We start from the raw sequence: 13,464 nt of genomic DNA on the forward strand, positions 1-13,464 counted from the left end.
TCTCCTGGATAGTTAATGCAGCAAATCCTGCTGCGGGTTGTGGGTATCGGGGGTGAAGAGGCTTGCGGCGTCGCGGACAAACCGGGCCTTTGCATAGGTAGGCACGATGCTGTGATCAGGCATCGGTAGCCGGTCGGAATTACTGCTCAGGATGGTCTTGACAGTGCGGTAATACGGACTGTTGTGGGCCATGGCACGTCGGCAGGCGAGCTCAACACGCTGGGCGCTGTAGGTCTTTGCCAGACCAATCACACCCTGAGCTGCGCGCAATCGCTCCAGAATCCGGTCACTCAGTAGCCAGTCAATAACCTGCTGACAGTACGGTCCGATTTGCAGCGCTTGGGTACCCAGCCACTCGCGGTCACGGGCAAAGAAGAGTTGTGCCTCGGGTGGCAAGTGGTCTTTGGTCGTGAGGCGTTCACCGGGACGCTGTCCCCGCGCATGGGTTGCCACCAATCGGTAGTCATCAAACAAAGTCACGCAGTTATCGGTGGCACGTAGCCACAGCTCTTTGCCCACCAGCGCAAAGGGGGCGGAATACAGCTTGTAGTCAAACTTGACGTGGCAGTCGCGGTGCAGCGTCACGCACTGCCAAACGCCCAAGTCCGGCGCCTGCGGTGGAAGCGGCTTGAGCAAGGCCCGCTCCAGCGCAAACAAATCCATGGGCTGCTGGCGGGTGGTGCCGTGAATGCGCACACCGGCTTCCTGCAATACCCACGCCTGCGCCTGTGCATTAAGGTCCGCCAGATCACGGAATTCGCGGGTAGACAGGAAGTTACGCTTGACGTATTTGACGCCCGACTCCACGATACCCTTCTTCTGCGGATCGTGCGGCGGGCACGGGTCAATCTTGAATTCATAACCTTCAGCGCACTCGGCATAGGAGCGCTGCACCTGCGGGTCAAATCGGCAAGCCTTGATGATGGCGCACTTGGCGTTGTCGATGATCACGCGCTCGGGCACACCGCCAAACCACTCAAAGGCACGGCGGTGGCAGCCCAGCCATGTGGCCACCGTTTGGTCCCAGACGAATTCCACATACTGATGGCGGCTGTGACACAAGGTCATAACAAAGGCCCAGGTGCGCCTACGCTGTCCATCCGGATGCACCAAAAATGGCCCCGCGCCAAAGTCAACCTGAGCGGCTTCGCCGGGCTTGAAGCTCAGTCTCACAGTGAGATCGGTACGCGGCTGTGCCTTGGCAATGTCACGCATGATGCGATAGACAGAGGAGTAGCTGCCGCAGAACTGGTGCTCGCGCACCAACGCGGCATGAATGGCTACGCCCTCAACCCCGGCAGCCATCCAGCGCGCCACTTGTTCGCGCCATGGGTGGGCTTTGGAGACCGTGCTGGATGGGCGCTTGGCCGCTGCGCACAGACTCAGGGCAATAACTTCGGGTTCGGGCAGCGGCAGCTCAGCCTCCAACCAGCCCAAGCTGCGGGCGTGTTCGCGAAAGCTCGCCACCTTGACCCGGCCCATAAGGCCCAGACGCGCGATCTCGCGATCGCCGTCACCGGCGCGTAGTCTGATTAAAACGTTTCTGTATTCATGCATCTCGATCTTTCTGCGACCCATCCGTTACTCCTGAACAAAAAATTCAGAAGGTAACGACAGTTACGTCGCGTTCGAGATGCCCGTCCAATCCCCCGGCTGGCTCCTATATGACGAAAACCAAATGGCCTATATGTGCCGAAAACGCTCTGGCTCCTATGTGCCGAAAACCAATTGGCCTGTATGTGGTGAAAAGTGACAGGGACTTACAGATAGCTAAGTGGGCCATCGCAACAATGTGCAGTCGGCGATTAAAGACCCCAAATACAGCATCGTTGATAAAGTCCAAGCGATCAACATATGCAGAAATCTGCTGGTCAGTGGCGACGTAGCCAAACCGTAGGAAACGATCGGCAGTCTCCAGCGCTAACAGATGCCTCCTTAAGCGCTCGCGGTGATTGGGGCCTAGCGCCCGTATGCTGACCGCTATGCCTGTATCTTTTGCTGCACGCACACGATCCTGGCTTCCAGCCTTAGGTGAGCTTTTGTCGTAATTCGTTGGCCGATCCATGGCCGCAAATATAAGGGTTTTCCCTTGGCTTGCGTAGAGGAAGGGCTTTAAACCCCCTCCGATGTGTTTCTTAGCCTCCAAGCCTTCCTAAGATCTCGAGCATGAAGAACCACAAAGGCGCCGATCAGATACACCGGGCATTTCATGAAATCGCGCTCCTTCGGAGCTCTAACGAATCTCACCCATCACGCAGTGTGACTTTACGGGCGGTCAAAGCCTACCAGAGCAAGCGCTTTCAAGAGACTTACCACGATCTGCTCGCTAGCGAGGCCTATGGTCCTGCATGCGACTTCTTTCTCACGGAGATCTATGGAGACCAAGACTTCTCACAACGAGACCGGGAGTTTGAACGCATTGCCAAATCTATAGAGCGCATGTTCACGAGGAATATCCTCGAGGTGGCCATAGACCTCACTGAACTTCACGCGCTGACTGAGCTTTTAGATACAAAAATGGCCAAGGCGATCGAATCATTGGGCTACAAACCTCGCCAAGTGCCGTTGGATAACGCGACCTATGCGGTAGCGTGGCGTGTGAGTGGACTTTCAGCACAAAGAACGCAGCAACTGAGAATGGTCTTGGATCTGGGCAAAAGGCTGGAACGCATAACAACCATGCGTGGGATTCGAATGACCCTTAGGGCGATGCGCCTACCCGCCCGCGCAGCCAATCTGTCTGCGCTTCAAGCCTTTCTCGAAAAGGGCTTTGAGACGTTCAGTGAACTGTAACCGGTCACTGTCCGGCGTTATTGCCTACGTTACCAAACCGTGTAATGGTGAACGCAATGGATTCTCGGCGAAGTGCTGCTTCCATTGACGAGGCGTCAGTTCTGAAACTCTGGAGGCGGGGTGGTGGCCTACGCGTTGCAAGACATCAACCAGGTAGGTGTAGGGGTCAATGTCATGTAAACGGCATGTCACGATCAGGCTCTGCATGATGCCCGCGCGCTTGGCGCCCACCTCCGTCCAGCAGAATAACCAATTGCGCCTGCCCATTGGTATCGCGCGCAAGGCGCGTTCCAGATGGTTCGTATCCATGGCCACATCCGCATCGCCCAGAAACACCTGCAGTTGCGCGCGGCGCTCGCGTGCATAGGCCAATGCCTTGGTCAACGGATTGCTGGGCAGGAAGCCTTGCCGCTCGAACTGCAAATCCACCCATTCAAAGAAGTTCTGCACCAGCGGTTTGCTGTGGCTTAGACGGTGCTCTCGTTTGGCATCCCCGTAGAGGTCACGTTCACGAATGGCTTCTTCCTGGGCGTAAATCTCGCCAATTTGCTGCAGCGCCTGGCCAGCGGCCTGTGGCTCGGCCCCTAGAGCTTCAAAGAAGCCACGCCTGCAGTGCGCCCAGCATTGGGCATGCGTAATGCCGGTCTTGGCAGCGTAACGTGCATAGGCCTCATAGCCGTCAGTGAGCAACACGGCATCTGTGGCCCCTGGCAGCCCCAATGCCTGCTGTACGTGCTCGTGGCGGCGCGACTCGAAATAGGCAAAGCACACCTCATCGAGTTCGCCGTACACAGGCCAGAAGTAGGCCGCCTTCATCTTGCCGGGCCCACTGCGCCCGGCCTTGATGGGGGTCTCGTCCATTGCCTTGACCCGGCTGTTGCGGATCGACTCGAGCTGCGTGTCGTAAATCGGCTCCAGCAGGGAAATGGTCTTTTGCGCCAGTTGCGTCAGCCACGCCCGGCTGAGTTTGAAGCCCGCTTGGCTCAGGCGCTGGTGCTGCCGGTACAGCGGAATGTGCCAGGCAAACTTGTCAACAACAACGCCTGCGAGCAAGCTCACGTCAGCGCGGCTGCCCTCAATGATGCCTGTTGGCGCGCCCGCACAGTGCAGGGTTTGCGTGTCGTGGCGCTTGATGACAGAGCGCACATACTTCAGCACCACATAGGCACCGGGGCGCTGTGCCAAGCGGTGGCTGACCTTCTGGCTGACAACCTCGTACTGATCGGGCGAGAGGTCTTTGGTCTCGGGGTTGGCCAGCTCGATGGTGTGCACGGGCACCTTGGTTTCGTCAAAGAACGATGCGGGCGTGCCCTCGTCGGCAAAGTTGCTGCGGGGTTTGCGTCGCTGGTGTGCAGGGATGGTGTTGGAGTCGGAGTCGGCTTCGGGCGCATCAGTGGCAGGGAGGTCGCCCAGGAGTTGCCCCAGGTGCATTTGCTGCGCATCGGGCAAGGGTGCAAAGCGCTCGCTCTTCTTGCCAAAGAGTTGGCGTTTGAACCATTCGAGCTGCTGCTCCAGCGCGCTGATGCTGGCGGCCTGTGCTTGCAGTGTCTGCGCGATGCTCTGCGGCGACAGCCCCATGACCGTTTCGACGGTAAATGTGGGAGTGCTGGTATTGGGCATCGACATGGGCCTTATCTTGCGGCCTTTAGGGACAAAGCAAAAGAGTGCTTCTCCGGATTGAAAATGGGCACATCGTCACCTCCGCGCAGGGTGTTGGTAGCGTTTGTGGCGTCGGCGCACTTCGATGCCTTCGAGCATCAGTTTGAGCGCCGTGCAGTCGATCTCGCCACTGCCGCCTTGAACGCCTTTACGGGAGAACTTGCCGCTCTCCAAACGCTTGCACCACAGGCACCAGCCGCTGCGGTCAAAGTACAGCACCTTCATCTGTGTTTGCCGCCGGTTGATGAAAACAAACATGTGTCCGGCCAGCACATCCACTTCAAACCCCTGGCGTGCCAGAGCGTACAAGCCGTCGTAGGACTGGCGCATATCGGCAGCTTGGCCATACAGGAACACGCGAATGCGGCCCTCGGGAAAGAACATTACCGGCGTACCAGATGCAAACTCATGCCCGAGCCGAGTTCGATGCGTAACTCCATGGCTCCATTGCCGCTGCCGTGCACTCCAGCAAGGTCGCCCAGATCAACGAACGCCGCCTTCGGCACGGTGGTGGGGGCTACCTTGTTCGTTCGCAGCGGGGACGCGATTCCCCTCTGTTTATTCCTAAGCGTGCGTCGGCGAGCAAGGCTGCTGCGACTGATGCCTTCGCGGCTGCAAAATTCATCTATCGTCAATCCAGCGCGGTCAAAACGATCCAGTACCTCAGCCCAAGTCTGTTCACTCAACACTGCACGCCTGAGCACGCTCTGCGTCTCTTCCATATCCGACCCCGTCCTGTTTGTTGATCAGGGCGCATTCTTTGGTACCTGCAATCAGTTCGCAAGAACGCCGGACAGTGACCGGTTACAGTGAACTTGCTCAGCTAAAAGGCCGCAGTGACATGTTTCTTAAGACGATCGAGGACCGAGAAGAGGCGTGGATAAGGCACCTAAATGCGACCAATTGAAGCGCCATAAAACGATAGGCAAAGTACAGGCGAAAAAAAACCCCACCTACACAGGTGGGGTTTTCTCTGCTGTAATAGCCTGACGATGACCTACTTTCACACGGGGATCCGCACTATCATCGGCGCTGACTCGTTTCACTGTCCTGTTCGGGATGGGAAGGAGTGGTACCAAGTCGCTATGGTCGTCAGGCATAACTTGTTGTCACCCAGACTAGAGGTCTGGGCAACCAATTTATAGAGCTAATCAGCTTGTCTTTTACGACGCCATCTCGCTTGGAGATGGTCATTTGAATGCGTCAACTTGGCATAACTTCCTTGAAGTACTTGCGTACATCAAAGTTATAGGGTCAAGCCGCACGAGCAATTAGTATCGGTTAGCTTAACGCATTACTGCGCTTCCACACCCGACCTATCAACGTCCTGGTCTTGAACGACTCTTCAGGGGGCTCAAGGCCCCGGCAGATCTCATCTTGAAACGAGTTTCCCGCTTAGATGCTTTCAGCGGTTATCTCTTCCACACTTAGCTACTCGGCAATGCCACTGGCGTGACAACCGATACACCAGAGGTGTGTCCACTCCGGTCCTCTCGTACTAGGAGCAGGCTTCCTCAAATCTGCAGCGCCCACGGAAGATAGGGACCAAACTGTCTCACGACGTTTTAAACCCAGCTCACGTACCTCTTTAAATGGCGAACAGCCATACCCTTGGGACCGGCTACAGCCCCAGGATGAGATGAGCCGACATCGAGGTGCCAAACACCGCCGTCGATATGAACTCTTGGGCGGTATCAGCCTGTTATCCCCAGAGTACCTTTTATCCGTTGAGCGATGGCCCTTCCATACAGAACCACCGGATCACTATGTCCTGCTTTCGCATCTGCTCGACTTGTCAGTCTCGCAGTTAAGCACGCTTATGCCATTGCACTATCATCACGATGTCCGACCGTAACTAGCGTACCTTCGAACTCCTCCGTTACGCTTTGGGAGGAGACCGCCCCAGTCAAACTGCCTACCATGCACTGTCCCCGATCCAGATAATGGACCTAGGTTAGAACCTCAAACACACCAGGGTGGTATTTCAACGTTGGCTCCATAAGATCTAGCGACCCTACTTCAAAGCCTCCCACCTATCCTACACAGATCTGTTCAAAGTCCAATACAAAGCTACAGTAAAGGTTCATGGGGTCTTTCCGTCTTTCCGCGGGGAGATTGCATCATCACAAACATTTCAACTTCGCTGAGTCTCAGGAGGAGACAGTGTGGCCATCGTTACGCCATTCGTGCAGGTCGGAACTTACCCGACAAGGAATTTCGCTACCTTAGGACCGTTATAGTTACGGCCGCCGTTTACTGGGACTTCAATCAAGAGCTTGCACCCCATCATTTAATCTTCCAGCACCGGGCAGGCGTCACACCCTATACGTCCACTTTCGTGTTTGCAGAGTGCTGTGTTTTTAATAAACAGTCGCAGCCACCGATTTTTTGCAACCTCATTGGGCTCCATCCGCGAGGGACTTCACCTACTAAAGGCACACCTTCTTCCGAAGTTACGGTGTCAATTTGCCGAGTTCCTTCTCCTGAGTTCTCTCAAGCGCCTTAGAATACTCATCTCGCGCACCAGTGTCGGTTTGCGGTACGGTCGTGTGTAGCTGAAGCTTAGTGGCTTTTCCTGGAAGCAGGGTATCACTCACTTCGTCTGCAAGCAGACTCGTTATCACTCCTCATCTAAGCCCGGCGGATTTGCCTACCAGGCACGACTACAAGCTTGAACCAACATGTCCAACAGTTGGCTGAGTTAACCTTCTCCGTCCCCACATCGCACTACACATCGGTACAGGAATATTGACCTGTTTCCCATCAGCTACGCATCTCTGCCTCGCCTTAGGGGCCGACTCACTCTACGCCGATGAACGTTGCGTAGAAAACCTTGCGCTTACGGCGAGGGGGCTTTTCACCCCCTTTAACGCTACTCATGTCAGCATTCGCACTTCTGATACCTCCAGCACGCTTTACAACGCACCTTCACAGGCTTACAGAACGCTCTCCTACCACTTGCAATAAATTGCAAATCCGCAGCTTCGGTAACTGGCTTAGCCCCGTTACATCTTCCGCGCAGGACGACTCGATCAGTGAGCTATTACGCTTTCTTTAAATGATGGCTGCTTCTAAGCCAACATCCTGACTGTTTTAGCCTTCCCACTTCGTTTCCCACTTAGCCAATTTTAGGGACCTTAGCTGGCGGTCTGGGTTGTTTCCCTCTTGAGTCCGGACGTTAGCACCCGGTGCTCTGTCTCCCAAGCTGTACTCTGCGGTATTCGGAGTTTGCATTGGTTTGGTAAGTCGCCATGACCCCCTAGCCAAAACAGTGCTCTACCCCCGCAGGTAATACTTGAGGCACTACCTAAATAGTTTTCGGAGAGAACCAGCTATTTCCAAGTTTGTTTAGCCTTTCACCCCTATCCACAGCTCATCCGCTAGTTTTGCAACACTAGTCGGTTCGGACCTCCAGTACCTGTTACGGCACCTTCATCCTGGCCATGGATAGATCACTTGGTTTCGGGTCTACACCCAGCGACTAGACGCCCTATTCGGACTCGATTTCTCTACGGCTTCCCTATTCGGTTAACCTTGCCACTGAATGTAAGTCGCTGACCCATTATACAAAAGGTACGCAGTCACCCTTGCGGGCTCCTACTTTTTGTAAGCATGCGGTTTCAGGATCTATTTCACTCCCCTCCCGGGGTTCTTTTCGCCTTTCCCTCACGGTACTAGTTCACTATCGGTCAATGATGAGTATTTAGCCTTGGAGGATGGTCCCCCCATATTCAGACAGGATTTCTCGTGTCCCGCCCTACTTTTCGCAAGCTCAGTACCACACAGGTCATTTCACGTACGGGGCTATCACCCGCTATGGCCAGCATTTCCAGGCTGTTCCGTTATGTCTTGTGCTATCACTTGCAGGCTTCTCCGATTTCGCTCGCCACTACTTTCGGAATCTCGGTTGATGTCTTTTCCTCGAGCTACTGAGATGTTTCAGTTCACCCGGTTCGCCTCGCATACCTATGTATTCAGTATGCGATACCCCTAAGGGTGGGTTTCCCCATTCGGAAATCTCCGGATCAAAGCTAATTTGCCAGCTCCCCGAAGCTTATCGCAGGCTATCACGTCCTTCGTCGCCTATCATTGCCAAGGCATCCACCACATGCTCTTATTCACTTGACCCTATAACTTTGACCACTCTTGCGAGTATCTCCGTCATCTTCAAGGAATGTTTGACAGGTCTCTCACCTGTCGCGTTATGCCGTAAATGACATCACCACTTGCTTTCGCAAACAGTTAGCCTAATTACTTTCGAATTTCAAACAAAGTTTGATATTCATTTTGACGCAATCAAATATGTTGCCAACAACCACGCAAGGCACGGTCTGCACTAAACCTTTACGAATGTGCAGTTTCCTTGGCGCAGCTTAAAGTTGGCAACGCTGATTAAACTCTATAAATTGTTAAAGAACAGCCGGTTGATCAAGAGATCTTGATCAACAACAAAGCAGCCTCTTCATTGCAAGCAATGCAAAGCTACTTTGGTGTTGACTTCATGTGTATCGGAAGTTTGGTGGAGGATGACGGGATCGAACCGACGACCCCCTGCTTGCAAAGCAGGTGCTCTCCCAGCTGAGCTAATCCCCCGTATTTCCCAATATCTACCTGTTTATTGGACGACGATGGTGGGTCTGGTTGGTCTCGAACCAACGACCCCCGCCTTATCAAGACGGTGCTCTAACCAACTGAGCTACAGACCCAAGCCGGTCACTTATGACCAGGCATAAGCCCAAGTCGTTAGCGACAACCTTCCAACAACCGATAAGTGTGAGCGTTCAAATTAGATTGCAGTTTTCCAGAAAGGAGGTGATCCAGCCGCACCTTCCGATACGGCTACCTTGTTACGACTTCACCCCAGTCACGAACCCTGCCGTGGTAATCGCCCTCCTTGCGGTTAGGCTAACTACTTCTGGCAGAACCCGCTCCCATGGTGTGACGGGCGGTGTGTACAAGACCCGGGAACGTATTCACCGTGACATTCTGATCCACGATTACTAGCGATTCCGACTTCACGCAGTCGAGTTGCAGACTGCGATCCGGACTACGACTGGCTTTATGGGATTAGCTCCCCCTCGCGGGTTGGCAACCCTTTGTACCAGCCATTGTATGACGTGTGTAGCCCCACCTATAAGGGCCATGAGGACTTGACGTCATCCCCACCTTCCTCCGGTTTGTCACCGGCAGTCTCATTAGAGTGCCCAACTGAATGTAGCAACTAATGACAAGGGTTGCGCTCGTTGCGGGACTTAACCCAACATCTCACGACACGAGCTGACGACAGCCATGCAGCACCTGTGTTACGGCTCTCTTTCGAGCACGAAGCTATCTCTAGCGACTTCCGTACATGTCAAAGGTGGGTAAGGTTTTTCGCGTTGCATCGAATTAAACCACATCATCCACCGCTTGTGCGGGTCCCCGTCAATTCCTTTGAGTTTCAACCTTGCGGCCGTACTCCCCAGGCGGTCAACTTCACGCGTTAGCTTCGTTACTGAGTCAGTGAAGACCCAACAACCAGTTGACATCGTTTAGGGCGTGGACTACCAGGGTATCTAATCCTGTTTGCTCCCCACGCTTTCGTGCATGAGCGTCAGTACAGGTCCAGGGGATTGCCTTCGCCATCGGTGTTCCTCCGCATATCTACGCATTTCACTGCTACACGCGGAATTCCATCCCCCTCTACCGTACTCTAGCGATGCAGTCACAAATGCAGGTCCCAGGTTGAGCCCGGGCATTTCACATCTGTCTTACATCACCGCCTGCGCACGCTTTACGCCCAGTAATTCCGATTAACGCTCGCACCCTACGTATTACCGCGGCTGCTGGCACGTAGTTAGCCGGTGCTTATTCTTACGGTACCGTCATTAGCAAACTGTATTAGAGCTCACCGTTTCGTTCCGTACAAAAGCAGTTTACAACCCGAAGGCCTTCATCCTGCACGCGGCATTGCTGGATCAGGCTTGCGCCCATTGTCCAAAATTCCCCACTGCTGCCTCCCGTAGGAGTCTGGGCCGTGTCTCAGTCCCAGTGTGGCTGGTCGTCCTCTCAGACCAGCTACAGATCGTCGGCTTGGTGAGCCTTTACCTCACCAACTACCTAATCTGATATCGGCCGCTCCAATCGCGCGAGGTCTTGCGATCCCCCGCTTTCATCCATAGATCGTATGCGGTATTAGCGTAGCTTTCGCTACGTTATCCCCCACGACTGGGCACGTTCCGATATATTACTCACCCGTTCGCCACTCGCCACCAGGATTGCTCCCGTGCTGCCGTTCGACTTGCATGTGTAAGGCATGCCGCCAGCGTTCAATCTGAGCCAGGATCAAACTCTATAGTTCGATCTTGATTTTTTCGCTCTTTCGAGCAACTCATAAACTGGAATTGACATGAACTTCATTTCTGAATTTCACATCTTTTTTCATTCATGAGCGTTTAAAGTCTTGCGACTAGTTCCAAAAGAACTTGGCAACCACCTTCAAACGCCCACGCTTATCGGCTGTAAATTTTTAATGATCAGAAATCTCTTCAGATTTCTTGGCACGCTGCGATCAGCGAAGCCTTCAATTATGACACACTTTTAAGCGCATCACTACGCCCGAGAGCATATTCTTGCTTTTTTTAGCACTGCTCGCAGTACTAAAAAAAACACCCCGCCACTTGACGGGGTGTTTTGCTGTAATAGCCTGACGATGACCTACTTTCACACGGGGATCCGCACTATCATCGGCGCTGACTCGTTTCACTGTCCTGTTCGGGATGGGAAGGAGTGGTACCAAGTCGCTATGGTCGTCAGGCATAACTTGTTGTCACCCAGACTAGAGGTCTGGGCAACCAATTTATAGAGCTAATCAGCTTGTCTTTTACGACGCCATCTCGCTTGGAGATGGTCATTTGAATGCGTCAACTTGGCATAACTTCCTTGAAGTACTTGCGTACATCAAAGTTATAGGGTCAAGCCGCACGAGCAATTAGTATCGGTTAGCTTAACGCATTACTGCGCTTCCACACCCGACCTATCAACGTCCTGGTCTTGAACGACTCTTCAGGGGGCTCAAGGCCCCGGCAGATCTCATCTTGAAACGAGTTTCCCGCTTAGATGCTTTCAGCGGTTATCTCTTCCACACTTAGCTACTCGGCAATGCCACTGGCGTGACAACCGATACACCAGAGGTGTGTCCACTCCGGTCCTCTCGTACTAGGAGCAGGCTTCCTCAAATCTGCAGCGCCCACGGAAGATAGGGACCAAACTGTCTCACGACGTTTTAAACCCAGCTCACGTACCTCTTTAAATGGCGAACAGCCATACCCTTGGGACCGGCTACAGCCCCAGGATGAGATGAGCCGACATCGAGGTGCCAAACACCGCCGTCGATATGAACTCTTGGGCGGTATCAGCCTGTTATCCCCAGAGTACCTTTTATCCGTTGAGCGATGGCCCTTCCATACAGAACCACCGGATCACTATGTCCTGCTTTCGCATCTGCTCGACTTGTCAGTCTCGCAGTTAAGCACGCTTATGCCATTGCACTATCATCACGATGTCCGACCGTAACTAGCGTACCTTCGAACTCCTCCGTTACGCTTTGGGAGGAGACCGCCCCAGTCAAACTGCCTACCATGCACTGTCCCCGATCCAGATAATGGACCTAGGTTAGAACCTCAAACACACCAGGGTGGTATTTCAACGTTGGCTCCATAAGATCTAGCGACCCTACTTCAAAGCCTCCCACCTATCCTACACAGATCTGTTCAAAGTCCAATACAAAGCTACAGTAAAGGTTCATGGGGTCTTTCCGTCTTTCCGCGGGGAGATTGCATCATCACAAACATTTCAACTTCGCTGAGTCTCAGGAGGAGACAGTGTGGCCATCGTTACGCCATTCGTGCAGGTCGGAACTTACCCGACAAGGAATTTCGCTACCTTAGGACCGTTATAGTTACGGCCGCCGTTTACTGGGACTTCAATCAAGAGCTTGCACCCCATCATTTAATCTTCCAGCACCGGGCAGGCGTCACACCCTATACGTCCACTTTCGTGTTTGCAGAGTGCTGTGTTTTTAATAAACAGTCGCAGCCACCGATTTTTTGCAACCTCATTGGGCTCCATCCGCGAGGGACTTCACCTACTAAAGGCACACCTTCTTCCGAAGTTACGGTGTCAATTTGCCGAGTTCCTTCTCCTGAGTTCTCTCAAGCGCCTTAGAATACTCATCTCGCGCACCAGTGTCGGTTTGCGGTACGGTCGTGTGTAGCTGAAGCTTAGTGGCTTTTCCTGGAAGCAGGGTATCACTCACTTCGTCTGCAAGCAGACTCGTTATCACTCCTCATCTAAGCCCGGCGGATTTGCCTACCAGGCACGACTACAAGCTTGAACCAACATGTCCAACAGTTGGCTGAGTTAACCTTCTCCGTCCCCACATCGCACTACACATCGGTACAGGAATATTGACCTGTTTCCCATCAGCTACGCATCTCTGCCTCGCCTTAGGGGCCGACTCACTCTACGCCGATGAACGTTGCGTAGAAAACCTTGCGCTTACGGCGAGGGGGCTTTTCACCCCCTTTAACGCTACTCATGTCAGCATTCGCACTTCTGATACCTCCAGCACGCTTTACAACGCACCTTCACAGGCTTACAGAACGCTCTCCTACCACTTGCAATAAATTGCAAATCCGCAGCTTCGGTAACTGGCTTAGCCCCGTTACATCTTCCGCGCAGGACGACTCGATCAGTGAGCTATTACGCTTTCTTTAAATGATGGCTGCTTCTAAGCCAACATCCTGACTGTTTTAGCCTTCCCACTTCGTTTCCCACTTAGCCAATTTTAGGGACCTTAGCTGGCGGTCTGGGTTGTTTCCCTCTTGAGTCCGGACGTTAGCACCCGGTGCTCTGTCTCCCAAGCTGTACTCTGCGGTATTCGGAGTTTGCATTGGTTTGGTAAGTCGCCATGACCCCCTAGCCAAAACAGTGCTCTACCCCCGCAGGTAATACTTGAGGCACTACCTAAAT

Annotated in this window: 5 protein-coding genes, 2 tRNA genes and 5 rRNA genes (1 of these 12 cut by a window edge); 1 reads left to right on the forward strand and 11 read right to left on the reverse strand. The window is 53.6% G+C overall.

The window, feature by feature from the left end; genetic code table 11:
- Positions 1–12: 12 nt before the first annotated feature.
- Positions 13–1,557, reverse strand: coding sequence for an IS21 family transposase (gene istA / locus RAE19_RS06460; protein ID WP_313876140.1), 1,545 nt, complete (start codon positions 1,555–1,557; stop codon positions 13–15).
- A gap of 609 nt (positions 1,558–2,166) precedes the next feature.
- Between istA and RAE19_RS06465 the strand changes: the two genes are divergently transcribed.
- On the forward strand, positions 2,167–2,793 hold the full coding sequence (locus tag RAE19_RS06465) for an FFLEELY motif protein (RefSeq protein WP_313874144.1): 627 nt from the start codon (positions 2,167–2,169) through the stop codon (positions 2,791–2,793).
- Positions 2,794–2,817: 24 nt separating this feature from the next.
- Here RAE19_RS06465 and tnpC read toward each other — a convergent pair whose 3' ends face one another.
- From tnpC to RAE19_RS06515, 10 genes are all read right to left on the reverse strand, one after another.
- The gene (gene tnpC / locus RAE19_RS06470) at positions 2,818–4,419 is read right to left on the reverse strand and encodes an IS66 family transposase (protein WP_313872998.1); all 1,602 of its coding nucleotides are present in this window, start codon (positions 4,417–4,419) and stop codon (positions 2,818–2,820) included.
- Positions 4,420–4,488: 69 nt separating this feature from the next.
- Positions 4,489–4,836, reverse strand: a complete 348-nt coding sequence (gene tnpB / locus RAE19_RS06475) for an IS66 family insertion sequence element accessory protein TnpB (protein ID WP_313873004.1) — start codon at positions 4,834–4,836, stop codon at positions 4,489–4,491.
- Complete coding sequence (locus RAE19_RS06480) at positions 4,836–5,174, reverse strand: hypothetical protein (protein ID WP_313873005.1); 339 nt, start codon at positions 5,172–5,174, stop codon at positions 4,836–4,838. Before RAE19_RS06480 ends, tnpB begins: the two co-directional genes overlap by 1 nt.
- A 262-nt stretch (positions 5,175–5,436) precedes the next feature.
- A 5S ribosomal RNA gene (rrf, locus tag RAE19_RS06485) occupies positions 5,437–5,549 on the reverse strand.
- Positions 5,550–5,702: 153 nt separating this feature from the next.
- Positions 5,703–8,580, reverse strand: a 23S ribosomal RNA gene (locus RAE19_RS06490).
- A gap of 389 nt (positions 8,581–8,969) precedes the next feature.
- Positions 8,970–9,045, reverse strand: a tRNA-Ala gene (locus tag RAE19_RS06495).
- A gap of 36 nt (positions 9,046–9,081) precedes the next feature.
- Positions 9,082–9,158: transfer RNA gene (locus RAE19_RS06500), tRNA-Ile, on the reverse strand.
- A 99-nt stretch (positions 9,159–9,257) separates the two neighbouring features.
- Positions 9,258–10,792, reverse strand: a 16S ribosomal RNA gene (locus RAE19_RS06505).
- 343 nt (positions 10,793–11,135) lie between these two features.
- Positions 11,136–11,248: ribosomal RNA gene (rrf, locus tag RAE19_RS06510) — 5S ribosomal RNA — on the reverse strand.
- Positions 11,249–11,401: 153 nt separating this feature from the next.
- A 23S ribosomal RNA gene (locus tag RAE19_RS06515) occupies positions 11,402–13,464 on the reverse strand (it continues 815 nt past the right edge of the window).
- The 16S, 23S and 5S rRNA genes sit together here with 2 tRNA genes alongside, the layout of an rRNA operon.

This window comes from Rhodoferax potami (assembly GCF_032193805.1).
Classification (GTDB): Bacteria; Pseudomonadota; Gammaproteobacteria; order Burkholderiales; family Burkholderiaceae_C; genus Allorhodoferax; species Allorhodoferax potami_A.

What these genes read in the sequence shown, in the direction of transcription:
- RAE19_RS06465 (WP_313874144.1), top strand. Translation starts at nt 2,167, where the DNA reads ATGAAGAACCACAAAGGCGCCGATCAGATACACCGGGCATTTCATGAA.
- tnpB (WP_313873004.1), bottom strand. Translation starts at nt 4,836, where the DNA reads ATGTTCTTTCCCGAGGGCCGCATTCGCGTGTTCCTGTATGGCCAAGCT.
- istA (WP_313876140.1), bottom strand. Translation starts at nt 1,557, where the DNA reads ATGCATGAATACAGAAACGTTTTAATCAGACTACGCGCCGGTGACGGC.
- tnpC (WP_313872998.1), bottom strand. Translation starts at nt 4,419, where the DNA reads ATGTCGATGCCCAATACCAGCACTCCCACATTTACCGTCGAAACGGTC.
- RAE19_RS06480 (WP_313873005.1), bottom strand. Translation starts at nt 5,174, where the DNA reads ATGGAAGAGACGCAGAGCGTGCTCAGGCGTGCAGTGTTGAGTGAACAG.